The organism is Pseudomonas sp. DD1 (assembly GCF_044510355.1).
Taxonomy (GTDB): domain Bacteria; phylum Pseudomonadota; class Gammaproteobacteria; order Pseudomonadales; family Pseudomonadaceae; genus Aquipseudomonas; species Aquipseudomonas shahriarae.
Window position 1 is genome coordinate 154,617 of record NZ_MSAJ01000033.1, and the last position, 25,098, is coordinate 179,714.

The 25,098-nt window shown below is 60.2% G+C and carries 24 protein-coding genes, 1 tRNA gene and 1 pseudogene; 13 read left to right on the forward strand and 13 right to left on the reverse strand.

From position 1 onward, the window contains the following. Window positions 1–54: 54 nt before the first annotated feature. The gene (locus PSFL_RS19875) at window positions 55–777 is read right to left on the reverse strand and encodes a 1-acylglycerol-3-phosphate O-acyltransferase (protein WP_057439577.1); all 723 of its coding nucleotides are present in this window, start codon (window positions 775–777) and stop codon (window positions 55–57) included. A 334-nt stretch (window positions 778–1,111) separates the two neighbouring features. After that, window positions 1,112–1,801, reverse strand: coding sequence for a crotonase/enoyl-CoA hydratase family protein (locus tag PSFL_RS19880; RefSeq protein ID WP_057960362.1), 690 nt, complete (start codon window positions 1,799–1,801; stop codon window positions 1,112–1,114). Between the two features lie 333 nt (window positions 1,802–2,134). On the opposite strand from PSFL_RS19880, the gene PSFL_RS19885 reads away from it, so the two are divergent. The 4 genes from PSFL_RS19885 to PSFL_RS19900 all read left to right on the forward strand — a co-directional run bounded on the left by PSFL_RS19885 (window position 2,135) and on the right by PSFL_RS19900 (window position 4,726). Continuing rightward, window positions 2,135–2,224 (forward strand) — tRNA-Ser (locus PSFL_RS19885). A gap of 241 nt (window positions 2,225–2,465) precedes the next feature. Further along, window positions 2,466–2,996: a hypothetical protein gene (locus PSFL_RS19890; RefSeq protein ID WP_170044425.1), complete on the forward strand. Its 531-nt coding sequence runs from the start codon at window positions 2,466–2,468 to the stop codon at window positions 2,994–2,996. An 81-nt stretch (window positions 2,997–3,077) separates the two neighbouring features. Beyond that, window positions 3,078–3,311, forward strand: coding sequence for a hypothetical protein (locus tag PSFL_RS19895; RefSeq protein WP_170044424.1), 234 nt, complete (start codon window positions 3,078–3,080; stop codon window positions 3,309–3,311). A gap of 392 nt (window positions 3,312–3,703) precedes the next feature. Next, window positions 3,704–4,726 (forward strand): alpha/beta hydrolase family protein, encoded by a 1,023-nt coding sequence (locus PSFL_RS19900; RefSeq protein ID WP_397470403.1) that lies wholly within the window; start codon window positions 3,704–3,706, stop codon window positions 4,724–4,726. A 10-nt stretch (window positions 4,727–4,736) separates the two neighbouring features. On the opposite strand, the gene PSFL_RS19905 is transcribed toward PSFL_RS19900, so the two are convergent. Further along, window positions 4,737–5,108: a DUF2784 domain-containing protein gene (locus PSFL_RS19905; protein ID WP_169989630.1), complete on the reverse strand. Its 372-nt coding sequence runs from the start codon at window positions 5,106–5,108 to the stop codon at window positions 4,737–4,739. Window positions 5,109–5,251: 143 nt separating this feature from the next. On the opposite strand from PSFL_RS19905, the gene PSFL_RS19910 reads away from it, so the two are divergent. Continuing rightward, complete coding sequence (locus tag PSFL_RS19910; RefSeq protein WP_169989631.1) at window positions 5,252–5,941, forward strand: HAD-IA family hydrolase; 690 nt, start codon at window positions 5,252–5,254, stop codon at window positions 5,939–5,941. Window positions 5,942–5,979: 38 nt separating this feature from the next. On the opposite strand, the gene PSFL_RS19915 is transcribed toward PSFL_RS19910, so the two are convergent. Further along, complete coding sequence (locus tag PSFL_RS19915) at window positions 5,980–6,726, reverse strand: 3-oxoacyl-ACP reductase family protein (protein ID WP_252117079.1); 747 nt, start codon at window positions 6,724–6,726, stop codon at window positions 5,980–5,982. 127 nt (window positions 6,727–6,853) lie between these two features. Between PSFL_RS19915 and PSFL_RS19920 the strand changes: the two genes are divergently transcribed. Together PSFL_RS19920 and PSFL_RS19925 are read left to right on the forward strand one after the other, a co-directional pair. Further along, on the forward strand, window positions 6,854–7,777 hold the full coding sequence (locus PSFL_RS19920; protein ID WP_057960359.1) for a LysR family transcriptional regulator: 924 nt from the start codon (window positions 6,854–6,856) through the stop codon (window positions 7,775–7,777). Window positions 7,778–7,856: 79 nt separating this feature from the next. Next, window positions 7,857–8,321 carry an anti-virulence regulator CigR family protein gene (locus PSFL_RS19925; RefSeq protein WP_120733881.1) on the forward strand — a complete coding sequence of 155 codons (465 nt, stop codon included), beginning with the start codon at window positions 7,857–7,859 and terminating at the stop codon, window positions 8,319–8,321. A gap of 14 nt (window positions 8,322–8,335) precedes the next feature. On the opposite strand, the gene PSFL_RS19930 is transcribed toward PSFL_RS19925, so the two are convergent. The 3 genes from PSFL_RS19930 to PSFL_RS19940 form a co-directional block, all read right to left on the reverse strand. Next, complete coding sequence (locus PSFL_RS19930) at window positions 8,336–9,064, reverse strand: aspartate/glutamate racemase family protein (protein WP_397470404.1); 729 nt, start codon at window positions 9,062–9,064, stop codon at window positions 8,336–8,338. 15 nt (window positions 9,065–9,079) lie between these two features. Continuing rightward, entirely contained in the window at window positions 9,080–10,609 is a 1,530-nt protein-coding gene (locus PSFL_RS19935; protein ID WP_115128728.1) for an NCS1 family nucleobase:cation symporter-1, read from the reverse strand. A 496-nt stretch (window positions 10,610–11,105) separates the two neighbouring features. Further along, a complete protein-coding gene (locus PSFL_RS19940; RefSeq protein WP_057960355.1) occupies window positions 11,106–11,840 on the reverse strand; it encodes a phosphoadenylyl-sulfate reductase in 735 nt (244 codons plus the stop codon). A gap of 154 nt (window positions 11,841–11,994) precedes the next feature. Here PSFL_RS19940 and thrH point away from each other — a divergent pair, with 154 nt between their 5' ends. Continuing rightward, complete coding sequence (gene thrH, locus PSFL_RS19945) at window positions 11,995–12,612, forward strand: bifunctional phosphoserine phosphatase/homoserine phosphotransferase ThrH (RefSeq protein WP_057439541.1); 618 nt, start codon at window positions 11,995–11,997, stop codon at window positions 12,610–12,612. A 131-nt stretch (window positions 12,613–12,743) separates the two neighbouring features. On the opposite strand, the gene PSFL_RS19950 is transcribed toward thrH, so the two are convergent. The 6 genes and pseudogenes from PSFL_RS19950 to PSFL_RS19975 all read right to left on the reverse strand — a co-directional run bounded on the left by PSFL_RS19950 (window position 12,744) and on the right by PSFL_RS19975 (window position 18,028). After that, window positions 12,744–12,962 (reverse strand): type II toxin-antitoxin system HigA family antitoxin, encoded by a 219-nt coding sequence (locus PSFL_RS19950; protein WP_115128727.1) that lies wholly within the window; start codon window positions 12,960–12,962, stop codon window positions 12,744–12,746. Then, window positions 12,962–13,262 (reverse strand): annotated as a pseudogene (locus PSFL_RS19955) (type II toxin-antitoxin system HigB family toxin). Before PSFL_RS19955 ends, PSFL_RS19950 begins: the two are co-directional and overlap by 1 nt. 251 nt (window positions 13,263–13,513) lie before the next feature. Then, complete coding sequence (pabB, locus tag PSFL_RS19960) at window positions 13,514–14,857, reverse strand: aminodeoxychorismate synthase component I (protein ID WP_397470405.1); 1,344 nt, start codon at window positions 14,855–14,857, stop codon at window positions 13,514–13,516. Window positions 14,858–14,967: 110 nt separating this feature from the next. Next, window positions 14,968–15,954, reverse strand: coding sequence for an alpha-L-glutamate ligase-like protein (locus PSFL_RS19965; RefSeq protein WP_057960353.1), 987 nt, complete (start codon window positions 15,952–15,954; stop codon window positions 14,968–14,970). Beyond that, window positions 15,954–17,486, reverse strand: a complete 1,533-nt coding sequence (locus PSFL_RS19970) for an inactive transglutaminase family protein (RefSeq protein ID WP_038442341.1) — start codon at window positions 17,484–17,486, stop codon at window positions 15,954–15,956. The genes PSFL_RS19965 and PSFL_RS19970 overlap by 1 nt, the downstream gene beginning before the upstream one ends. 5 nt (window positions 17,487–17,491) lie before the next feature. Further along, a complete protein-coding gene (locus PSFL_RS19975; protein WP_057960351.1) occupies window positions 17,492–18,028 on the reverse strand; it encodes an ATP-dependent zinc protease in 537 nt (178 codons plus the stop codon). Between the two features lie 273 nt (window positions 18,029–18,301). On the opposite strand from PSFL_RS19975, the gene PSFL_RS19980 reads away from it, so the two are divergent. The 5 genes from PSFL_RS19980 (at window position 18,302) to prpF (ending at window position 25,070) form a co-directional block, all read left to right on the forward strand. Then, window positions 18,302–19,012 (forward strand): GntR family transcriptional regulator, encoded by a 711-nt coding sequence (locus PSFL_RS19980; protein ID WP_057439536.1) that lies wholly within the window; start codon window positions 18,302–18,304, stop codon window positions 19,010–19,012. Then, window positions 19,009–19,902 carry a methylisocitrate lyase gene (gene prpB, locus PSFL_RS19985; RefSeq protein ID WP_029298299.1) on the forward strand — a complete coding sequence of 298 codons (894 nt, stop codon included), beginning with the start codon at window positions 19,009–19,011 and terminating at the stop codon, window positions 19,900–19,902. The genes PSFL_RS19980 and prpB overlap by 4 nt, the downstream gene beginning before the upstream one ends. Before the next feature lie 41 nt (window positions 19,903–19,943). Next, on the forward strand, window positions 19,944–21,071 hold the full coding sequence (gene prpC, locus PSFL_RS19990; RefSeq protein ID WP_397470406.1) for a 2-methylcitrate synthase: 1,128 nt from the start codon (window positions 19,944–19,946) through the stop codon (window positions 21,069–21,071). Window positions 21,072–21,273: 202 nt separating this feature from the next. After that, entirely contained in the window at window positions 21,274–23,868 is a 2,595-nt protein-coding gene (gene acnD, locus PSFL_RS19995) for a Fe/S-dependent 2-methylisocitrate dehydratase AcnD (RefSeq protein ID WP_057960350.1), read from the forward strand. An 11-nt stretch (window positions 23,869–23,879) separates the two neighbouring features. Then, window positions 23,880–25,070, forward strand: a complete 1,191-nt coding sequence (prpF, locus tag PSFL_RS20000) for a 2-methylaconitate cis-trans isomerase PrpF (protein ID WP_397470407.1) — start codon at window positions 23,880–23,882, stop codon at window positions 25,068–25,070. The last annotated feature ends 28 nt before the right edge of the window (window positions 25,071–25,098 follow it).

A 25,098-nucleotide genomic window follows, 5' to 3' on the forward strand; every position in this document is an offset into this window, starting at 1 on the left:
GCAGTAACCGGCCAGCTTAGCCTGAAACGCCACCTTGTAGGAGCCGGCTGGCCTTCAGGGTTGTTGCAGTGCTTGATCCATGGCTTCAATACACTCGACCATCTGCCCCCGGCATTTCTCCATCAACTCGGGCATGTCATCCATCGTCAATCCTGCTGTAGGAATTGGCGCTAATGACCGGATCAAAATATCGCCACTGTTCCAGCGATTGAGCTTCATATGGGTCACATAGGTACTGACGCACACCGGCACAATCGGCACCCCGGCGGCAATCGCCATCTGGAACGCGCCCTTCTTGAACGGCAACAACGATTCGCCCAGGTTGCGCGTGCCTTCCGGAAACACCCAGATCGAAGTTTCTTCGTGTTGCAGGGTATGGGTGGTGGTCAACATCGAGCGCCGCGCCTTCTGCGCATTGCCCCGGTCAATCAGCACATTGCCCGCCAGCCAGAACAGTTGGCCGAACAGTGGCACCCACTTCAGGCTTTTCTTACCGATGCATACGGTGCGATAGGGCACTACGTTGCCGAATACGAACAAATCATAGTTGGACTGGTGATTGGCAATAATCACGCAACTGTTCGGCTTGTCGCGCAGCGAGTCCACTTGTGCCTTGACCTGCAGGCGTAGGATCCACATGGCGGGCAGGGCATACAGGCGTGCGCACAGGCGACTGTTATCCGGGTTGAACGGCCGGCACACACCCAGCAATACCCCGAGCACACCGGCGATCAGAAAATGCAGGCCCATCAATAACATGCGTAAACAATAAAGCATCGACACGGCCCATCGGGACAAAAGGTGGCGCAGTGTACGGACGTGCACTGTATTCGGCAATTACCCCAGTAGAGGTAGGAGATGGGCGATGTTTAAGGACATGTTTCAGCAGATGGAGACAGATGCCATCTAGAGCGGCTGCAAGGCGATTAACACTAGGCCGTAAGAAGAATCCCTGTGGCGAGCGGGCTTGCCCGCGTAGGGCTGCGAAGCAGCCCAAAACTTGCCTGTAGGATCTGACTGGATAACTGCGGTGGCTTTAAAGGGGCTGCTCTGCAGCCCTACGCGGGCAAGCCCGCTCGCCACGGGCTTTGATTGAGGCCGATGTGGGTGATTAGCCCAAATGTTCCTGGTCCTGGATGATCGCGTTATCCAGCAACTCCAGCAGGGCCTTACGCACCTTCAGCTTGGTGTGCTTGTGGGCATTCATATTGATCTTCTTCAACTGCCGCGCCGCTTCCAGGGCCGCGGCTTGCAGCTCTTCGGGTGCCACCACCTTATCGAGGAAACCGGCACTCAACGCGTCCTGCGGGGTGAACATCTCGGCATTGATCACCGAACGATGAAACGCCGACTTGCGCAGGCGATCCCGCGCCAGTTCAATCCCGGCATGGTGCATGGTCATGCCGATCATCACTTCATTCAGGCCAATGCTAAAGGGCCCCTCGACACCAATCCGGTAATCGGCCGACAACAACAGGAACGCCCCCTTGGCCACCGCATGCCCAGGGCACGCCACAATCACCGGGAACGGGTGCGACAACAGCCGGCGCGCCAGGGTCGAACCCGACGTCACCAGGCTGACCGCCTCTTTAGGGCCAGCCGTCATCACTTTCAAATCATAACCACCCGACAGAATCCCCGGCGTACCGGTGATAATCACCACCGCACGATCCTTCTCGGCCTGGTCCAGCGCTTCATTAAACGCACTGACCACGGCAGGGGAAATGGCATTGACCTTACCGTTGCTCAAGGTCAGGGTCGCGATACCGTCTTCGAGGTGGTAGGCAATCAACTCACTCATGACGCGATTCCTTGTAATACGTTTAATAGAAGGGCAGGCCGCAGACGTTACCCAGCATGACCGCCCCGGTAAAGCGCCATGACTGACTGGCCAGTCAGACTTTCCCCAACCACCGGGCCTGCAGCAGCCTACGACAGCGCTCGCCAGCCCCTGCGCACGCCTGCCGACAAGCCTTGAAAATGGCACAATCGCCACCCTTCACCCCGCGCCGCAGAGAAGGGAGCCGAGATAACCGTCTAAGCGCATGAAAATTCTGAAAAAAACCTTTGCCATCGGAAAAGCTTTCGACTACATTAGCGCGCCTCGACAGACTGAATCAGTTTGACGAGATACGGTGAAGTGTCCGAGTGGCTTAAGGAGCACGCCTGGAAAGTGTGTATACAGGAAACTGTATCGAGAGTTCGAATCTCTCCTTCACCGCCACATTAAGTAAACACAAACCCCTGATTTTCCTAGAGAGAGTCGGGGGTTTGTGGTTTTTTGCGTCCAAAAAATAGCCTCATGGGACTGGCGCTCTTCATTGGTGCGAAAAACTGAGCGTGCAGAGCCCGAAGCTTAGGGTGGTTTTCACGCCAAATCATCTGGCGCATATTGGGTTCGACGCCGGTCGGCATGTGTGTCCGCGAGCCCCAGCTGTAATAACTCTCTAATGGAGCGGAACGAGATGAATCAGCAGCGATGGAATGAGCAGGTGGAAACCGTGGTGAATACGCATTCGGAAGCTATTGATGAACTCAAAGAGTTTCAGCGTCATCTGGAAGGAGATAAGGGCGCTAATGCACTGATGCAGGTGCACGAAAGGCAGATGGCTAGTGCCGGAACCTATATCAACCTCATCTTAGTAGCAGGATATGCAGGTTTTTTTGGGCTTTGGTCCACGCTTTCCCCAAAGCTACCGCCCCGTTTGTATGCGCTCTGTGGGCTTCTTGCTGTGCTTTCTCTGGTGTTATTTATAGCTTGGGAGGTCATCAAGATGATATGGAGCAACATCCATATGTCTCGAACGAGCGCGATGATACAAAACATGAGTGGGCCAGAGCTTATCCAGCGGTTCATCGCATCAAGTCAGTTATTCCAAGTTCGGTCGCAAAGGGTATGGTGGCTTTTTTTGGTCCCTTCAGTGCTAAGCGGTTTGGCTGCGGGCTCTCTGTTAATGTGGATTTTCTGCTATCAACTGTGGCAAGCCTTTCAATAAGGCGCTTAACGAACAGAAAGGAACCCTCGCCGCGCCGGCCGCTGTGCTTACAATGAGCCACCATAACAAGGAGCGTTACCTATGAGTGAGCAATACGACCTTCAAAGCCAGTATGACCTCTATGACCCCGAAAGCATCAAGTTAGGGGAGATTCGCCAAGGCATATATTTCGAGGGCGAATGGGAAGCGGGAGCAATCGAAGGCGACGTATTCAATTACAACGGTGAGGCGGCCGGTACGCTGGACGGCCTGACCCTGACGCGCAATGATCCTCCGGGCAAGCTGACCCAGTGCCAGTTGGTGCGCAAGGCGTAAGCGTTATGAGTAACGCCGCTTATGTCAAAAAGGCCCCCATACCTAAGCCAGGTCTGGGGGCCTTTTTGTGTGGGCATGGAAACCAGGCCCCGTAGGACTGGTATATCAGTCCCCTCGCCAAAGATATTGGTGTCGCTGATGCGCCTGCCGGGGCCGGGATCTGCGACGACTTCCGGCCCCGCTTTACCGTGGATGTGCAGTTGTGGGCGAAGACGACGAACGGGTAGTTTCGAATCTCTTCTTCACCGCCACATTCTGAAGCCACAACCCCCAGTTTTCCTAGAGAAAAACGGGGGTTTGTGATTTCTGCTGCATGGAAAACAGCAATATGGGAATAATGTGGAAACACGCAGAACCCCTGCGTGTACTCGCTCCCCTCAAGGAAGATCCCATTGAAAGCAGCCCTAGTCGCTCTGCTCCTCACCTGCGCCACCACCACGGCCCTTGCCACTAACAACCCTGTCGGCTTCCAAACCTCGACCCTGGCAGACCCAAACAAAGAACGCCCGCTGGAGGTGGTGGTCTGGTACCCCAGCTCCACTACTGCCACGCCAAAAGTGATCGACGACAACCCGGTGTTTTTCAGTGCCCTGGCTGTGCGTGATGCGCCTGCGGCGGTGGGGGAGTACCCGTTGGTGGTGCTTTCCCATGGTTTCGGCGGCAGTTGGGGCAACCAGGTGTGGTTGGCCAGTGCGATGGCCCAGCGGGGGTTTATCGTGGCGGCGGTCAATCATCCTGGCACTACCAGTAAGGACCGCAGTGCTCAAGCCGCCGCGCAGTTATGGCAGCGGCCGGTGGATATTCGTCGCGCTATCGACGCGGTGCTGGCGCAGCCAAAGCAATTTGGCAAGGTACAGCCCGATCGAATTGCGGTGGTGGGTCATTCGCTGGGCGGTTGGACGGCGCTGGAAGTTGCCGGTGCCCGTTTCGACCCCGAGCGTTTTGCCCAGGACTGCAAGGTTCACCTGCAGTTGGCCCCTTGCGCGGTCTACCAGCAGATGAACCCAGTGCAGGCGCCGTTGGCAGCGGATTTGAGTGACAAGCGGGTCACTGCAATTGTTTCACTGGACCTGGGTCTGTCCCGTGGCTTTACCGATCAAAGCCTGGCGGCGTTGCCGGTGCCGACGTTGGTGATTGCTGCGGGCGTGCCCTCAACGGAGCTTCCCGCCGAGTTGGAATCCGCTGACTTGGCCAAGCGCCTGCCAGCGGCAGCGACGCGCTATGTCGAAATCAGCGACGCCACTCACTTCAGCTTTATGGCCGTGTGCAAGCCGGGTGGAGAGGCGTTGATTGAAAAAAGCTCACCAGGCGACGGCATGATCTGCCGCGATGGCGAAGGTGCCCGCCCGCGTGAGGTGATTCAGCAGCAGGTCACTTCATTGATTGTTGAGTTTCTGGCGCAGCCAAAAGGCTAGGCCAACACGTTCAGTTCCCCGCCCGTGGCCCTCGCCTGATCAGGCGTGCGTACACCGCAATATTAATCAGCAAGACCAGGGCGCCCAGGCCCAGTTGGATCTGTGGCGTCAGCCCCGCGGGGTAGATCAGGGCAATGATGTAGTGCTCGATAAATCCTGCGCCATAACCCTCTTGCCCGGCGAGGTGGCGCAGCAGGTTTTCCCAGCGGGTCAGGGGGCAGGGCAGGTGGAAGACTTCTACGGCAACGCCCCAGGTCGCAGCGGGCAGGTGCAGCCACATGACCGGTCGCCACTTGAGGGCAAGCAGGCCGCCGAACAACACGAACAGGATGAAGCCAAGGTGAAACAACACCAGGGAGTCGGCAGCGAGTCGCAAGAGCATAGAAGGGGTCGCGTCAGGTGAGGCTGCCAAGTGTGCTGGATAGAGCCGCTTGAAACCAGAGGCGGGCGGTTGCGGTTGCTTGTAGGCCCGAGGCCCCGTTATTGTGCTGAATCCTTTTAGTCATCTGCCACGGATCTGTTGTGATGAACGCACCGCGTACTGCTGTTGGCCCGATCAAGGCCGTGATTTTCGATATGGACGGGTTGTTGCTGGATACCGAGGGTATCTACACCGAAGTCACGCAGATCATCGCCGAGCGCTATGGCCGTACCTACGACTGGAGCATCAAGCAGCACATCATCGGCCGTGGCGCCCAGGACCTGGCCGAGTACGTGGTCAAGGCACTGGACTTGCCGATCACGCCTGAGGAGTTCCTGCGCATCCGTGAGCCGTTGATGAGCGAGCGTTTTCCCAAAGCGCTGGGCATGCCGGGCGCCGAGGCGTTGGTGCGGCATTTAAGTGCGCACAATATCCCGATAGCCGTGGGCACCAGTTCGTCGCGCAATTCGTTTGGGCACAAGACCACGTTGCACCGCGAATGGTTTGGCTTGTTCGGTACGATTGTCACCGCCGACGACCCGGAAGTCGGCGCAGCCAAGCCTGCGCCGGACATCTTCCTTACCGCTGCCCGCCGCCTGGGCGTTGCGCCCGAGGATTGCCTGGTGTTTGAAGACTCACCGTTTGGCGTGACCGCTGCCAAGGCCGCGAACATGACTGCCATCGCGGTGCCCGACGAAGCCATGGCCGACAGCAAGTACGCTCACGCTGACCAGATCATCCGCAAGCTCGCGGAGTTCGATCTGGCTGCGTATGGCCTGCCGCCGATGCGCTGAGCGTTGCAAGAGCCGGCAAGCCGGCTCTTATAGGGTGCTCAGGCGCTGAAACCACCATCAATGGTCAGGCTGGCGCCGGTGATGTAACCGGCTTCCGGCCCTACCAGATAGGCGACAAAGCTGGCCACTTCCTCGACGCGCCCATAACGACCCACCGCCATAAAGCCAATCAGGCTCTCGGCAAATTCACTGTCGGCCGGGTTCATATCGGTGTCCACCGGGCCCGGTTGTACGTTGTTGATGGTAATCCCCCGTGGCCCCAGGTCGCGCGCCAGGCCTTTGGTCAAACCCACCAGCGCGGCTTTGCTCATTGCATAGGGGCCGCCACCGGCGAAAGGCATGCGCTCGGCGTTGGTGCTGCCGATATTGATGATGCGACCCCCTTCGCCCATGTGCCGGGCAGCTTCCTGGGTGGCAATAAACACACTGCGCACGTTGATGGCCAGTGTCTGGTCAAAGTCTTCCAGTTTGAAATCCTCCAGCGGGCCGACCGCCAGCACCCCGGCGTTGTTCACCAGGATATCCAGGCGCCCGAACGCGTCGACAGTGGCATTGACCGCATTGCGAATGGCCACGGCATCGGCGCTGTCGGCGTGAATCGCCAGGGCCTTGCCGCCGTCGTTGATCACGCTGTTCTGCAGGGCCTCGGCCTTGGCCGCAGAGCTGACGTAAGTAAAGGCAACGGCTGCACCTTGCGCGGCCAGGCGCTTGACGATGGCGGCGCCGATGCCGCGGGAACCGCCCTGGATCAAGGCAACTTTGCCGCTGAGGTTTTGCGTGGTCATGTCGATCTCCCAATGATGCAAGGCGCAGGTGCCTTGTTGTTGGCGCCGAGTATCGCCCTCGCGGGCAACCCTCGGTAGACCGTGATTGCTATAGTCTGTGTAAACCAAAAGTTTAGAGTGATGCGATATGGAAAGCTTCGGCAGTATCGAATGCTTCGTGCGCAGTGCCGAAGGCGGCAGCTTTGCCGAAGCGGCCCGGCACCTGAGCCTGACGCCGGCCGCCGTCGGCAAAAGCGTGGCCAAGCTTGAAGCGCGCCTGGGGGTGCGGCTGTTCCAGCGCAGCACCCGGCGCCTCACATTGACCGAAGCCGGCAAGCTGTTTCTGGAGCAGGTCAGCGCCAGCCTCACCACCATCCAGAATGCCGTGGCCAACCTGGCCAGCGCCGAAGGCCGGCCGGTGGGCACGCTCAAGGTGAGTATGGGCACGGTGTTCGGCAACCGTTATGTGGTGCCGTTGCTGGCGGAGTTTCTGCGGCGCTTTCCCGATATCAGTCCGGATTGGCATTTTGATAATCGCCAGGTCGACCTGATCGGCCAGGGCTTTGACGCGGCCATTGGCGGCGGGTTCGAGCTGCCCCAGGGTGTGGTCGCCCGCAAGTTGACCCCGGCCCACCGGATTCTGGTGGCCTCGCCCGATTACCTGGCCAAGCGCCTGCCCGTACGCGTCCCCGAAGATTTGGGGTTGTGCAATGGGATCCTGATCCGCTCGCCGCAAACCGGCCGCGTGCGCACCTGGCAACTGACCAACCGCGCCCGCGAACAGCGGCCGTTGATGCTCAAGCCGCGCATGACCATGGGCGACTCCGAAGCCGCGTGCTGCGCCTGCACTCAAGGTTTGGGTATTGCCCTGGTCAGCATGCCGATGGCCGTGCCGTTCCTCGACAGTGGCGCGGTGGTGCGGGTGCTGCCGGACTGGTACGTCGATGATGGCAACATCTCTCTGTATTACGCCGAACACAAGTTGCTGCCGGGCAAGACCCGGGTATTTGTCGATTTCATCCTCGAGCAGTTTGCCGAGCAGCGCCTGGCGCAGCGGTTCAGCGCGGTATAGCACTCACTGCTGAACTTGCTGCCCGCCAGTGTTCTAAGCTGATACGGGCCAATGGGGCTTGCGACTGTCGAGACCGATCATGTCCATATCACGCGCTTTACTCGTATTTACCAGCCTGGCGTTGATTGCAGGCTCCCCGGCGCTGCTGGCCGATCCCGGCAACGGCAACGGCAACGGCAAGGACAAAGGCAGTGCCCATGGCAATAAGGGGGGCGGCCAGGGTAATCAGGGCCAGGGTGGTGGCAAGAAGGGTGCAAGCGCCCATTACAGCGGCCCGCAAATTGATATCGGGGGTGTGCGGGTAATCCTTGGTGACAACCGCGACTACTGGCGCGGTGGTTCGTCCCTGCCGCCGGGCATCCAGAAAAACCTGGCCCGTGGCAAACCCCTGCCACCTGGAATCGCCAAGAAACTCGATGGGCGCCTGTTGGGGCGGCTGCCCCATTACGACGGCTACGAATGGCAACAGGCTGGCACCGACCTGATCCTGGTGACGATTGCCACCGGGATCATTTATGAAGTGCTCAATGACGTCTTGAACTGATCGAGATCGGCGATTCAGCGTGCGAACCTGCCCGGCCAACCGATGATGTTCTTTGGCCGGGGTGTCCCATAGGTGCGCACCTTCGACGTCGACAACCCCAGCCTCACCAAGGATTCGGCCAGGGTTACCGCTGCAGTCACGCCATCCACCACCGGCACGCCGGTGCGTTGGCGGATCTGTTCATCCAGCCCGGCCATGCCGCCGCAACCCAGGCAGATCACTTCAGCCTTGTCTTCGCTGATGGCCAGTTCGGCTTGGCGCACAATCGCTTCCATGGCCCGCAGCGGGTGCTCCTCCAACTCCAGTACCGCCATGCCGCTGGCCCGTACGGAGGCACAGCGTTCATACAGCCCGGAGAGCTTGAGCCGGTCTTCGATCAGCGGCACCGTGCGATCGAGGGTGGTGACCACTGAGTAAGCATGGCCGAGGAACATCGCGGTGCTGGCGGCAGCATCGGTGATATCCACCACTGGCACGTCCAGCAACTCCTGCAGGCCTTCGCGGCCATGTTCGCCATAACCTGCCTGGATCACCGCATCGAACGGCTGATCGTAGGCCATTACTCGGTCCATCACCGCAATGGCCGCCAGATAACTTTCGAAATTGCCTTCCACTGATTCGGCACCAAAAAACGGCGTCAGCCCGACAATTTCGGTGCCCGCTGCCGCCACGCTGCGAGCCTGTTGGGCAATGGCTTGGGTAATGGATTCGGTGGTGTTGACGTTGATGACGAGAATGCGCATGGGATGACCTCCTGATCAATGACTGACGTTGTCGACAGCGATGCTCTCGCCGCTGATATCGGCATAAAACGGCTGACGCTTGGCGATCAGCAGATACAGCACCCCGGCAATGCCAGCGCCAAACAGCCAGGAGAACGGCGAGACGCTGGCAAACCCCGGCAACAGCGCCAGGACAATGGCAATCACCGCAGCCGGGACAAACGCCGCCACCGCCCGCAGGTTCACCCCGTGGCTGTAGTAGTAAGCGCCGTTGGGGTCTTCGCTATACAACTGCGGCACGTCGATCCGGCCCTTACGGATCAGCCAGTAGTCCACCATGATCACGCCATACAGTGGGCCCAGCAGCGCGCCCAGGCCGGAGAGGAAATACACAATCACCAGCGGGCTGTTGTAGAGGTTCCACGGCAGGATGAGCACCGCGAGGAACGCGCTGATCAGCCCGGCGCGCCGGAAGTTCAGGTACTTGGGGGCCAGGTTGCTCAGCACAAAGGCCGGGGCAACGAAGTTGGCCATGATGTTCACTGCCACGGTGACGATCAGGAATGCCAGGCAACCCAGCACCAGGAACAAGGTATTGGGAATGGCCGCGATGATCTGCGTGGGGCTTTCGATTACCTGGCCATTGAGTTGGAACTGCCCGCCGCACAGCAGCACGGTGATGATTGCGAACACCAGGATGTTCACCGGCAGGCCCCAGAAGTTGCCGACCTTGATGGTCTTGCGGCAAGGCGATGAGCGGGCGAAGTCGCAGAAATTGAGGATCAGGGTGCCGTAGATCGCCAGCCACAAGGCGCCGCCGGCAAAGATATTGCGCCACATCTCGCCACCGCTCAGGGGCTCGCGGATCGACCAGGCGATTTGGCCGTCGGCCTGGAAGTACATCCAGCCGGCCAGCGCCGCGACGGTCAGCAGGATAACGGGGCCGGCAAAGCCTTCGTAGCGTCGGACCATTTCCATGCCGTAGGCCAGAATCACCAGTTGCACAAACCAGATCATCACAAAACACGCCCAGCCCAAGGTGGACAGGCCGAGGATCGTGTTGTGGTCGTAGTCGGCAAATCCTGGATTAATCGCCACCAGCAGTACGCGAAAGACGACGGATGCGAGGTAGGTTTGAATCCCGAACCAGGCGATGGCAATCACGGCGCGGATCAACGCAGGAATTTGCGCGCCATGTATACCGAAACTTATCCGGCTGATCACCGGAAACGGCACACCGGTTTTCTGGCCCATGTAGCCGGACAGGTTCATAAAGAAATACACCAACGCCGCGCCAATCCCTAGCGACAACAGAATCTGCCAGGCACCGAGGCCCAGGGCGTACAAGCCGATGGCAAAGGAGTAGTTGGCGATGTTGTGCACATCGTTGGTCCACAGGGCGAAGATGCTGTAGCCACCCCAGCGTCGACCTTCGACTTTGGTGGGCGCCAGGTCCTTGTTGTGCAGGCGTGGGCTCAGCACCAGCGGGCCGGAGTTTGCCGCCGTGGGGTTGGCTGTGGAGGAGGGCAGATCCAGTGCAAGGTTATTTGAGAGACTTGTAGGCATGCCGGCAGGCTCCTGGCATCTGCAGCGAGCGCGAGGGTTAGGCGCGGCTAGCGTGCGGACACGAAGTGTATGTGGGTTGTTGTTTAAGTTGTATACAAAAACTCCAACTCCATAAGCCACTTGTGTGCCAGGTTTATATCTAACAAAACTGTCACTAATTTCGTTTTTATAGGTCGATTGAGTAACCGGCTGAATTTGAAGAAATATAAATTGACCGATTGAACAGGAATTTATTTTTTGGCGGGGATATGGGAATCAAGAATGTAGGAAGTTAGCAGAAATGGGGTGTAACGTTTCGGTGCGTAATGATTAAAGTGCACACAAAAATGGCACTGTTGGTTACGTTTGTGTGTACAGGTTTAATGGTCGCTGGAAACAAATGTGGGAGCTGGCTGGCCTGCAATGGCGCCCGGTATTCAATTACACCGAGGTGATGCCATTGCAAGCCAGCCAGCTCCCACACGCGCTTGTTGCGAGATTTTTCGCAGGTCAGGCTTCAGGCCTTGCTGATGATATTTCCCGCGTGCAGCCCACATTCCTTCTGGGTTGCTTCTTCCCACCACCAGCGGCCTTCACGCTCGTGCTGGTTCGGCAATACCGGACGGGTGCAGGGTTCGCAGCCGATGCTGATAAAACCGCGCTCATGCAGGCTGTTGTACGGCAACTCGAGCATGCGGATATAACCCCAGATCTCTTCACTGGTCATTTGCGCCAGCGGGTTGAACTTGTAGAGGGTGCGCTCGGGGGTGGAGAAGGCGCTATCGACTTCCAGGGCCGCCACCTGGCTACGGGTGCCGGGGCTCTGGTCGCGGCGCTGGCCGGTGGCCCAGGCACGTACGCCGGAGAGTTTGCGGCGCAGCGGTTCGATCTTGCGCACGCCGCAGCATTCGCCATGGCCGTCCTTGTAGAAGCTGAACAGGCCCTTTTCCTTGACGAAGGGTTCCAGCTTGCTCTGGTCCGGCGAGATCAATTCGATATCGATCTTGTAGAAGTCCCGCACCTGCTCGATAAACCGGTAGGTCTCCGGGTGCAGGCGGCCGGTGTCGAGGCTGAAGACCTTGACGTTTTTGTTCAGCTTCCAGGCCATATCCACCAGCACCACATCCTCGGCACCGCTGAAGGAAATCCACAGGTCATCGCCGAACTGGCTGAACGCCAGCTTGAGGATGTCCTGGGCGGACTTGTTGGCATAGGTCGCGGCGAGTTCAGCGACGTCGAAGGCTTGGTTCATCAGGACGGTTCCTACAGGTCAGTGGCGCTGAGCGCTCTATAGGAGTGGGATGTTAACAAAATCCGCTCTGCGTTGCGGTGGCCAGCGCGAATCGCTAGAGTTCGGCAGTCCTTTTGCTCGCTCAACTGAAAAAAAATCCAAATGGGAGTGTCTTGTGGAAATTGCCTGTCTCGACCTGGAAGGGGTGCTGGTTCCGGAAATCTGGATCGCCTTCGCTGAAAAAACCGGTATTGAATCCTTGCGGGCCACCACCCGGGACATTCCCGACTACGACGTCCTGATGAAGCAACGCCTGCGCATTCTCGACGAGCACGGCTTGAAGCTGTCGGACATTCAGGAAGTGATTGCCACCCTCAAACCGCTGGAAGGTGCGATCGAGTTCGTCGACTGGCTGCGCGAGCGCTTCCAGGTGGTGATCCTGTCGGACACCTTCTATGAATTTTCCCAGCCGTTGATGCGTCAACTGGGCTTCCCGACCCTGCTTTGCCACCGCTTGATCACCGATGAAAATGACCGGGTGGTGAGCTATCAACTGCGCCAGAAAGATCCTAAGCGTCAGTCGGTGCTGGCCTTCAAGACCCTGTACTACCGGGTAATCGCTGCAGGCGATTCCTACAACGACACCACCATGTTGGGTGAGGCGGATCGTGGGATTCTGTTCCATGCACCGGAAAATGTGATTCGCGAGTTCCCGCAATTCCCGGCGGTGCATACTTTTGAGGACTTGAAGAAAGAGTTCATCAAGGCGTCGAACCGTTCGTTGAGCCTGTAAGTTATTGAGCGAGGCTGGTTGCCTCATCGCGAGCAAGCCCGCTCCCACATTCGGCCGCGTTTATCCTTTGGGAGCACGGTCGAATGAGGGAGCGGGCTTGTTTGCGATGAGGCCCTCGAAAACGCCAAAGATCAAACTCCCGCAAGCAACTGCTCATAAGGAATGCGCAAACCCTCGTGCAGGCGCTTGATCATGGCCAGGCTCAATTTGCGTTTGTGGTTCAGCACTTCCGACACGCGTCCGCTGGAGCCGATAAAGGGTTCCAGGTCACGGGCCGTCAGGCCCAGTTGGTCCACGCGCGCCAGCGCAGCGGCCAGGTCTTCGGGGGTACGAATAGGTTTGATGTTCATCACACAGTCTCCGCGTTGATCTGGTCGTACTGGGCGTGGGTGCCTACAAATCGTATGAAACCCAGTTGCCGCGGGTAGTCGATCGCCATGATCACTCGATATTTATTGCCACCGATGTTGAACACCACCCTTGCACCTTTGAGGATACTCGCGGTGCGAAGCTCCGCCTTCAGGTCTTGCGGCGTGTAAAAGGTGGACTTCTCCCTAAGGCGATACCCTTCAACCAGGGGTGTTTGGGAGTCGGTGTAAGCCGGATGATTCCCAGAACTCCCTTAAGGCGGCTCTTGCGATTAGTCGCATAAATCAAGCCTTCCAATTTGGGAGAAATTAGGTGTCGCTTCCTGGATTTGTAACTCTTCACAGGGAGCGCGATGTGTAGGAAAAGGGCTTTGTTTTAACGGTGCAAACGATAAAGCGACAGAAGCAATAAGCAGTCGACCCATGTGATCCCTCACAGACGGCCAGGTGGAATGCCAGAGTCAGACGCTATCCCTGCGCCCTGATACTGTCCACGGTGGTTCTGATTCAGGCTCTTTCCCTGGGAGGTTGGCTTACAGCCCTTCCAGTGTTTCCAGCAACACCCGCACCTTGGTCATCGACTCCTGGTACTCCGCCTGCCACTCGGAATCGGCGACGATCCCGCCGCCGCCCCAGCAACAGACCTGGCCATCCTTGACCAGCAGGCTGCGAATGGCGATGGAGCTGTCCATCTCGCCACGCACGTCCATGTACAACAATGAACCGCAGTACAAGCCGCGCCGGGTCGGTTCCAGTTCGTCGATGATCTGCATCGCACGGATCTTCGGGGCGCCGGTGATCGAGCCGCCGGGGAAGCTGCCGGCGATCAGGTCCAGGGCGTCTTTGTCGTCGGCCAGTTCGCCGGTGACACTGCTGACCAGGTGATGCACGTTGGGGTAGCTTTCCAGGCTGAACAGCTCCGGGACCTTGACCGAGCCGGTGCGGCAGGTGCGGCCCAGGTCATTGCGCAGCAGATCGACGATCATCAGGTTCTCTGCACGATCCTTGGGGCTGGCCAGGAGTTCGGCGGCGTTGGCCGCATCCTCTTGCGGAGTCAGCCCGCGGGGGCGGGTGCCCTTGATCGGACGGGTTTCCACCTGGCGCTGGTTGACCCGCACGAAACGCTCCGGTGACAGGCTGACTACCGCGCCATCATCCGGCAGGCTCTGAAAGCCCGAGAACGGCGTCGGGCAGGCGGCGCGCAAGGCGCAGTAGGCGACCCATGGATCGCCGTTGCAGGCCGCGCGAAAGCGTTGGGCGAAGTTGACCTGGTAGCAGTCGCCGGCCTGGATGTAATCCTGGATCCGCGCCAGGGCCTGTTCGTAGGCTGCGGCGCTCAGGTCTGGGGTCATCCGGGTATGCAGCTTGAAGCTGGCCGGGGTGTCGGCGGCCGGTTGGCTGAACAGGGCCAGCAGGCGCTGGCGTTCGCTTTCCGGAAGTTTGGGGTGGAACACCAATTGGCTGGTGCGCGCCTGATGGTCGCTGACCAGTGCCCAGGCGTACAGGCCAAAACGGGCATCGGGCAGGCCGATATCGTCGATAGCCTGATGCGGCAGTTGCTCCAGGTGGCGGCCAAAATCGTAGCTCAGGTAGCCGATCAAGCCGCCGGCGAACGGCAGTTCATAGGGCGCGGGCAGGCTAGCCTCACCCAGCATCGTCAGATTTTCCCGCAGCCGTTGTAAGAAATCGCTACCGCTTTCGTCCGGCCATACCGCCAGGGTTGCTTCCGGCCAGGCGCTGAGCAAGTCATAGCGACCACGCTCGGCTGCCGGTCGGCCGCTGTCCAGCAGCACGGCGCCGGGTGCATGGCGGATCGCCGCAAAATACTCGGCGGGGTTTGCCCGATAGGGCAGGGGATGTACAGAGCAGGTCGACATGCGGGGTGAATCAGCCATGGGGCGGGGAGGGGATTGTAGTCCCCTGTAGGATTTGCTCCTAGAGGGGATGTCGGGGATGGTTGGATAGAGGGCGCAGCCGCGGGGCGCTGTCAGCCTTCCACGGGTGGAATATGCCCAAACATTTCCTGGGCAAACTTCACCCGTTCTTCCGCCGTTTCTGTCACGCCCGCCGCCTTCAGCTCTTCCAGTCGAGCTTCTACGGCATGGGTACGCAAGGTCAGGCCGCAATCGTTGGCAATCTGGATATTCAACCCGGGGCGGGCATTGAGTTCGAGGATCAGCGGGCCTTTTTCCTGGTCCAGCACCATGTCTACACCGATGTAACCCAGCCCGCACAGCTCGTAGCAGCCGGCGGCGAGTTTCATGAAACCGTCCCAGTTGGGCAGTTGCACACCGTCCACCGCGTTGGTGGTGTCGGGGTGCTTGGTAATGATGTTGTTCAGCCAGGTGCCGCGCAGGGTCAGGCCGGTGGCCAGGTCCACGCCCACGCCAATCGCGCCCTGGTGCAGGTTGGCCTTGCCGCCGGACTGACGGGTCGGCAAGCGCAGCATGGCCATCACCGGGTAGCCCATCAACACGATGATGCGGATATCCGGCACGCCTTCGTAGCTGATGCTCTTGAAGATCTGGTCGGGCACCACCCGGTATTCGATTAATGCGCGGTCACGGTGACCGCCCAGGGAATACAGGCCGGTGAGGATGCTGGAAATCTGGTGCTCGATTTCCTCGTGGCTGATGATCTTGCCGGACACCGTGCGATAGCGTCCTTCAAAACGGTCGGCGATCACCAGGATGCCGTCGCCGCCGGCGCCCTGGGCCGGCTTGATCACGAAGTCGCTACGGCCACCGATGATTTCGTCGAGCTTGTCGATTTCTTTCTCGGTGGAAATGATCCCGTACATCTCCGGCACATGGATGCCGGCCTGGATCGCCCGTTCCTTGGTGATGATTTTGTCATCGACAATCGGATACAGGCTGCGCTTGTTGTACTTGAGCACGTAGTCGGCATTACGCCGGTTGATGCCCATGATGCCCCGCGCTTCCAGGGCCTTCCAGGTCTTCCAGAACCCGAACATTACGAATCAGCCTTGAGGAAGGCTTTGAAACGCACCAGCTCGGTCAGGCGGTAGCCACGGTAGCGACCCATGGCCAGCATGAAGCCCACCAGGATCAACAGGATCGCCGGGAAGGTGAACACGAAGTAGATCAACTCCGGCACGCTCATGATCAGGTGGGCCAGGGAGGCAGCGAACAGGGTGCCAATCGCGACTTTCATCGCATGGCCGCCGCCGCGCTCTTCCCAGGTAATGGACAGGCGTTCGATGGTCATGGTCAGGATCACCATCGGGAACAGCGCCACCGACAGGCCGCGCTCCAGGCCCAGCTTGTGGCTGAACAGGCTGATGGCCGCAATCAACACCACGACAAAGGTCAGTACCACCGAGAGCCTCGGCAGCATCTGCAGCTTCAAATGCTCTAGGTACGACCGCAGGGACAGCCCCAGCGCCGTAATCACCGTAAACAGCACGATGCCAAAGCCCAACTGGGTCTCGCGGAACGCCAGGGCGATCAGCACCGGGGTGAAGGTACCCAGGGTCTGCAGGCCGATCAGGTTACGCAGGATCAGGATCACCAGCACGCCAATCGGGATCATCACCATGATCATGAAGGTCTGCTGGGTTTGCAGCGGCAGGCCGTAGAGCGAGTATTCGAGGAAGTTGGCGTCGGTGTTCTCGTCCGTCAGCTTGGCCAGGCGGATCGCGTTCATCTCGCTGTTGTTCAGGCTGAAGGTCACGGCGGCTTTCTTGCCGCCGTCGACGGTGATCAGGTTTTCATCGCCGGTCCACCACAGCAGGCGATCGGAGGGCAGGCCCTGTTCGCCGGTTTCCGGGTTGAAGTACAGCCAGTCGTTGCCATTGAAGCTGCGCAGCCACAGTTCCGGGGTTTGCGGTTGGTCGGCTACCAGGCGGATGGTGTGGACCTTTTCCACCGGCACGTGGGCGATGGACAGCAGCAACTCGACGATCTTGGCCTTGTGCGGCGTCGACGGATCGCCCGCCAGCAGCAGCTTGACGTTGTCGTCGTTGAGGTTGTTGGTGCGCTTGATGGCTTCGCTGATAAAGGTCTCGACATCGGCCGAGTGCTGGCGGATCGGTGCCAGCAGGGCCTCGGCGGCGATTTTTTCCGGGCCTTCCACGGCGATGCTGTCGCGGAAGGTCGGGCCCTTGACCTTGACCTTTTCGCCGCTGTAGCGCTTGGTCAGCACCAGGCGGTAGTAGAGGGTCTGGTTGCCCTTGGCGCGCCGGGCCGACCAGGTGACCTTGCGGTTGCCGTCGATGCGGTTGACGCTCACCCCATAGTTGTTGGAGATGAAGCTCTCATTGAGGCTGACGAAGTCGCGGCTCAGGGGCGGCACGAACATCTGGACCTTGACCGGATCCTTGGCGTTGGCCACGAACTCGACCTTGGCGTCGATGTTCCACAGGTCGTCAGTGGCGTCCTCGGTCACCGGGATGCCGAGGACCAGGATCTGATAGGCCGTGACCGAAATGCCCAGTACCACCAGGACGGCGATCAGAATCTTCAGGTGCATAGTAAGAGAGCGCATTGGAATTACTCGGCGGTATGAGCGTCGGCGGCGCAGGCAGGTTTGCCTGCTGCGTATTTAAGACTGGGGTCGACCAGCGCATCAAAGCGTTTCAAGGCTTCGGAGCCGATCAGCAGCGGGTATTGGAAGGCGCTGCGGTCAGTCAAGTTCACTTCGATGCTGCGTAAAGCGGTGCCCATGCAGATATCCAGGGCAATCACCGGACGGGCGGTGTAGTTCTTGTCCTCATCGGGGTCGTAGTCGCCTGCGCGGCGCTTGATCTTGCTGACGCGGGCCAGGGGGCGCTCGATGGGGTGCGAATGGGCGGTGTCGATGGCCAGGTAGAAGCGGACCCAGGACTCACCGTTGCGCTTGAAGCGCTTGATATCCCGGGCACTCAACGACGCAGTCTTGGCGCCGGTGTCGAGCTTGGCGGCGACTTCCAGGTCAATGCCCGCCAGCTTGGCGTATTCATTGAGGCCATAGACGGTCTTCTCGGCAGCGATGCCAAGGCCCGGAAACATCAGTAGGCAAAACAATAGGGGGAAGGGCTTGAGTCTCATAGATCCTGAGGCGGTGCAGTGCGATGTTTGATTCAAGGCGACTGGCATTGCTGCGCAAGCTCCCTCGTGCGCCTTTTCATCCGGGGATGTCAGGCAAATGCGGCGGGCATTCTAACATGAAGGTTTTCTGGCGCCAGCGCTGGCAGCCGGCCATGCCCTTATAGGGTGCAAGGCGGGTTATTAGACGATTGTCGACAATGTGCATTTATTCTTTGACTATCAGGGGCTGATTGGCTAGTTTTTGCGACATTGCTTTTAAAGGTGTCGACAATCATGCTGGATCAGCTGGAAATTCCGGTAGTAGGGCAGGACGATTCCCAAACGATGTCTGAGAACGTCTTCCGTCGCATCCAGGCCGCCATCGTCAAGGGCGAGATTGCCCCCGGCAGCAAGATCTCCGAGCCCGAGCTGGCGCGCACCTACGGCATCAGCCGTGGCCCGCTGCGCGAGGCGATCCACCGCCTGGAGGGCCAGCGCCTGCTGGTGCGCGTGCCCCATGTCGGCGCTCGGGTGGTGTCCCTGAGCGAGGCTGAGCTGGTGGAACTCTACGAAATCCGCGAATCCCTCGAAGGCATGGCCTGCCGCCTGGCCGCCGAGCGCATGACCGACGAAGAAATCGAGGAACTGCGCCAAGTCCTGCATACCCACGAGCGCGATGCCGCATTCCAGGCCGGTGTGGGCTACTACCAGCAGGAAGGCGACTTCGACTTTCATTACCGGATCATTCAAGGCGCGCGCAACCGCACCCTGACCCAAATGTTGTGCGGCGAGCTGTATCAACTGGTGCGCATGTACCGCATCCAGTTCTCCGCCACCCCCAATCGTCCACGCCAGGCATTTGCCGAGCATCACCGCATTCTTGACGCGATTGCCGATCGCGACGGTGAACTGGCCGAGTTGTTGATGCGCCGCCATATCGGCGCCTCCAAACGCAATATCGCCCGTCACTTCCCCGACGGCGCCCCCTCGAGAGGTGAGTCATGAGTTCCTATAAAAACAGCACCCCCGGCCAGCGTTTCCGTGATGCGGTCGCCAGCGAACACCCCCTGCAAGTGGTGGGCGCGATCAATGCCAACCACGCGTTGCTGGCCAAGCGCGCCGGTTTCAAGGCCATTTACCTGTCCGGTGGCGGGGTCGCCGCGGGCTCCCTGGGCGTGCCGGACCTGGGCATCACCGGCCTGGATGATGTGCTGACCGATGTGCGCCGTATCACCGATGTCTGCGACCTGCCGCTGCTGGTCGACGTGGACACCGGTTTCGGCTCCTCGGCGTTCAACGTGGCGCGCACCGTCAAGTCGATGATCAAGTTCGGCGCCGCCGCGATCCATATCGAGGACCAGGTGGGGGCCAAGCGTTGCGGCCATCGCCCGAACAAAGAGATCGTGTCCCAGCAGGAAATGGTCGACCGTATCAAGGCCGCCGTGGATGCCCGGACCGATGACAGCTTCGTGATCATGGCGCGCACCGACGCCCTGGCCGTGGAAGGCCTGGAGTCCGCCCTGGAACGTGCTGCCGCGTGCATCGAGGCCGGCGCCGACATGGTGTTCCCGGAAGCCATCACCGAGCTTGAGATGTACAAGCTGTTCGCTTCACGGGTCAAAGCCCCGATCCTCGCCAACATCACTGAATTCGGCGCGACCCCGCTGTACACCACCGAACAGTTGAAATCTGCCGATGTTTCTATCGTGCTGTACCCGCTGTCGGCTTTCCGCGCCATGAACAAGGCCGCCGAGAACGTCTACACCGCGATCCGTCGCGACGGCACCCAACAGAACGTGATCGACACCATGCAAACCCGCATGGAGCTTTACGATCGCATCGACTACCACACCTTCGAGCAGAAGCTCGACGCGCTGTTCGCCGCCAAGAAGTAAGCGCAGCGCCTCCCAGATAACTACAAAATTGGAGAAGAACCATGGCTGAAGCAAAAGTACTGAGTGGCGCCGGCCTGCGTGGCCAGGTGGCCGGGCAGACGGCACTGTCCACCGTGGGCCAGGCCGGTGCCGGCCTGACCTATCGCGGCTACGACGTGCGTGAACTGGCCGCCGACGCGCAGTTTGAAGAAGTCGCCTACCTGCTGTTGTACGGCGAATTGCCGAGCAAGGCCGAGCTGGCGGCCTACAGCGCCAAGCTGAGCAAGCTGCGTGACCTGCCCCAGGCGCTCAAGGAAGTGCTGGAACGCATCCCTGCCGACGCCCACCCGATGGACGTGATGCGCACCGGTTGCTCGTTCCTCGGCAATATCGAACCGGAAAAAGACTTCAGCGTGCAGCGCGATGTCACTGACCGCCTGCTGGCCGCGTTCCCGGCGATCATGTGCTACTGGTACCGCTTCAGCCACGACGGCAAGCGCATCGACTGCGTGACCGACGAGCCGAGCATCGCCGGGCATTTCCTGCACCTGCTGCATGGCAAGAAGCCGAGCGAGCTGCATGAAAAAGTCATGAACGTGTCGCTGATCCTCTACGCCGAGCACGAATTCAACGCCTCGACCTTCACCGCTCGTGTGTGTGCCTCGACCCTGTCCGACTTGTATTCCTGCGTCACCGCCGCCATCGGTTCCCTGCGCGGCCCGCTGCATGGCGGTGCCAACGAAGCGGCGATGGAAATGATCGAGCGTTTCTCCTCGGCCGAAGACGCCGTGAAAGGCACCCTCGGCATGCTGGAACGCAAGGACAAGATCATGGGCTTTGGCCACGCGATCTATAAAGACAACGACCCGCGCAATGAAGTGATCAAGGGCTGGTCGAAAAAACTTGCCGATGAAGTCGGCGACAAGGTGCTGTTCCCGGTCTCCGAAGCCATCGACAAGACCATGTGGGAACAGAAGAAACTGTTCCCCAACGCCGACTTCTACCATGCCTCGGCGTACCACTTCATGGGCATCCCGACCAAGCTGTTCACCCCGATCTTCGTCTGCTCACGCCTGACCGGCTGGGCGGCGCATGTGTTTGAGCAGCGCGCCAACAACCGCATCATCCGTCCAAGCGCCGAGTACATCGGCGTCGAGCAGCGCAAGTTCGTGCCAATCGAACGTCGCTGAGTGGGGAGACCGACAATCCGGAATTGGTAACCGAATCAAAAGCGTGGGAGCGGGCTTGCTCGCGAATACGGGGTAACAGTCACTGAATGTGTTGAATGACACACCACATTCGCGAGCAAGCCCGCTCCCACATTTTGACCTCATTCCAATTCTGGGGCGGCACAGGTCTTCCTTTTGTAACTACCGTGACCGAGTCCTGACGATGAACACTGAATTTCGCAAACCGCTCCCCGGCAGCCGCCTGGATTACTTCGACGCCCGTGCGGCTGTCGAGGCCATCACCCCCGGTGCCTACGCCACGCTGCCTTACACCTCCCGCGTGCTCGCCGAAAACCTGGTGCGTCGCTGCGACCCGGCGACCCTCAACGCTTCCCTGAGCCAACTGATCGAGCGCAAGCGCGACCTCGACTTCCCCTGGTTCCCGGCCCGGGTGGTGTGCCATGACATCCTCGGCCAGACCGCCCTGGTGGACCTCGCCGGTCTGCGTGACGCCATTGCCCTGCAAGGCGGCGACCCGGCCCAGGTCAACCCGGTGGTGCCGACCCAACTGATCGTCGACCACTCCCTGGCCGTCGAGGCCGGTGGTTTTGACCCGCAGGCCTTCGAGAAAAACCGCGCCATTGAAGACCGCCGCAACGAAGACCGTTTCCACTTTATCGAGTGGACCAAAAAGGCTTTCAAAAACGTCGATGTGATCCCGCCAGGCAACGGCATCATGCACCAGATCAACCTGGAGAAAATGTCCCCGGTGATCCAGGTGCGTGACGGCGTGGCCTTCCCGGATACCTGCGTCGGCACCGACAGCCACACCCCCCACGTCGACGCCCTGGGCGTGATCGCCATCGGCGTTGGCGGCCTGGAAGCCGAGAGCGTGATGCTCGGCCGTGCGTCGTGGATGCGCCTGCCGGAAAGCGTTGGCGTCGAACTGACGGGCAAGCTGCAACCGGGCATCACCGCCACCGACATGGTGCTGGCCCTGACCGAGTTCCTGCGCCAGCAGAAAGTTGTCGGTGCCTGGCTGGAGTTCTTCGGCGAAGGCGCCTCGGCCCTGACCCTGGGCGACCGCGCCACCATCTCCAACATGGCTCCGGAATACGGCGCTACGGCGGCGATGTTCTACATCGACGCGCAGACCATCGCTTATCTCAAACTCACCGGGCGTGAAGACGAACAAGTCGCCCTGGTCGAGCAGTATGCGCGGCACACCGGCCTGTGGGCTGATGACCTCAAGGGCGCGCAATACGAGCGTGGCCTGAGCTTCGACCTGTCCAGCGTCGTGCGCAATATGGCCGGCCCGAGCAACCCGCACGCCCGCGTTGCCACCAGCGACTTGGCGGCCAAGGGCATTTCCGGGCAATGGGATGACGTGCCGGGGCAAATGCCCGACGGCGCGGTGATCATCGCCGCCATCACCAGTTGCACCAACACCAGCAACCCACGCAACGTGATCGCCGCCGGCCTGCTGGCGCGCAATGCCAACAAGCTTGGGTTGGCCCGCAAGCCGTGGGTCAAGTCGTCCCTGGCGCCGGGTTCGAAAACCGTGGCCATGTACCTCGACGAAGCCGGGCTGACCAGCGAGCTGGAGCAGCTGGGTTTTGGCGTCGTGGCCTTCGCTTGCACCACTTGCAACGGCATGTCCGGTGCGCTCGATCCGGTGATCCAGCAAGAAATCATCGACCGCGACCTGTACGCCACCGCCGTGCTCTCGGGTAACCGCAACTTCGACGGGCGCATCCACCCGTACGCCAAGCAGGCATTCCTGGCTTCGCCACCGCTGGTGGTGGCCTATGCGATTGCCGGCACCATCCGTTTCGATATCGAGAAGGACGTGCTGGGCCTGGACGCCACCGGCAAGGAAATCCGCCTGCAGGACATCTGGCCGAGCGATGAAGAAATCGACGCGGTGGTCAAGGCCTCGGTCAAGCCGGAGCAGTTCCGCCAGGTCTACATCCCGATGTTTGCGATCCACGAGGACACCGGCCCGAAAGTCACGCCGCTGTACGACTGGCGTCCGCAGAGCACCTACATCCGCCGCCCGCCGTACTGGGAAGGCGCCCTGGCCGGTGCGCGTCCGCTCAAGGGCATGCGCCCGCTGGCGGTGCTGCCGGACAACATCACCACTGACCACCTGTCGCCGTCCAACGCGATCATGCTCGACAGCGCCGCCGGCGAATACCTGGCGAAAATGGGCCTGCCGGAAGTCGACTTCAACTCGTATGCAACGCACCGCGGCGACCACCTGACCGCCCAGCGCGCGACCTTTGCCAACCCCAAGCTGTTCAATGAAATGGTCCAGGAAAACGGCAAGGTCAAGCAGGGTTCCCTGGCGCGCATCGAGCCGGAAGGCAAGGTCACACGGATGTGGGAAGCCATCGAAACCTACATGGAGCGCAAGCAGCCGCTGATCATCATTGCCGGCGCCGACTACGGCCAGGGTTCGTCCCGCGACTGGGCGGCCAAGGGCGTGCGCCTGGCGGGTGTGGAAGCGATTGCCGCCGAAGGCTTCGAACGCATCCATCGCACCAACCTGGTGGGCATGGGCGTGCTGCCCCTGGAATTTTTGCCGGGTACCGACCGCAAGACCCTGCAGATTGATGGCAGTGAAACCTATGACGTGATCGGCGAGCGCACCCCGCGTGCGCAGTTGACCCTGGTGATCAACCGCAAGAATGGCGAGCGTGTCGAAGTGCCGGTGACCTGCCGCCTGGACACCGCTGAAGAAGTGTCGATCTACGAGGCGGGCGGCGTGTTGCAGCGTTTTGCCCAGGACTTCCTGGAATCGGCGGCGACCGCCTGAAGAGGATAACCATGACACACGTAGCGCAAATCAAGATCGCCGCCACCTACATGCGTGGCGGCACCAGCAAGGGCGTGTTTTTCAACCTCAAGGACCTGCCCGAATCGGCCCAGGTCCCGGGTGCGGCGCGCGATGCCTTGCTGCTACGGGTGATTGGCAGCCCCGATCCCTATGACAAACAGATCGACGGCATGGGCGGTGCCACCTCGAGTACCAGCAAAACCGTGATCCTCGCCAAGAGCACCCGCGCCGAGCATGACGTGGACTACCTGTTTGGCCAGGTCTCCATCGACAAGCCGTTCGTAGACTGGAGCGGCAACTGCGGCAACCTGTCAGCGGCGGTCGGCTCGTTTGCCATCAGCAGTGGCCTGGTGGATGCGGCCCGCATTCCCCACAACGGCGTGGCCGTGGTGCGGGTCTGGCAGGCGAATATCGGCAAGACCATCATCGCCCATGTGCCCATCACCAACGGTGCGGTGCAGGAAACCGGCGACTTCGAGCTGGATGGTGTGACCTTCCCCGCCGCGGAAGTGCAACTGGAGTTCATGGACCCGGCAGCGGAAGAAGAGGGCAGCGGCGGTTCGATGTTCCCCACCGGCAACCTGGTCGACGACTTGGAAGTGCCGGGTGTCGGCACCTTCAAGGCGACGCTGATCAACGCGGGGATCCCGACGATTTTTATCAACGCCGAAGACCTCGGCTACACCGGCACCGAGCTGCAAGGCGCGATCAATAGCGATCCCAAAGCCCTGGCCATGTTCGAGCAGGTACGGGCCTATGGTGCATTGCGCATGGGCCTGATCAAGCACCTGGACGAAGCGGCCCAGCGCCAGCACACGCCGAAGGTGGCGTTTGTGGCCAAGCCTGCGGATTACCTGGCCTCCAGTGGCAAGGCGATCAAGGCCGGTGATGTGGATCTGCTGGTGCGCGCGCTGTCCATGGGCAAGTTGCACCACGCGATGATGGGGACGGCGGCGGTGGCGATTGGCACGGCGGCGGCGATTTCCGGAACCCTGGTCAACCTCGCGGCGGGCGGTGTGGAACGCAACGCCGTGCGCTTCGGGCATCCGTCCGGCACCTTGCGCGTGGGCGCCGAAGCTAGCCAGGTCAACGGCGAATGGGTGGTAAAGAAAGCCATCATGAGCCGCAGTGCGCGGGTCTTGATGGAAGGCTACGTGCGCGTGCCCGGCGACGCATTCTAAAGCTCTGCGCCGGCCCCGATATGTGAGC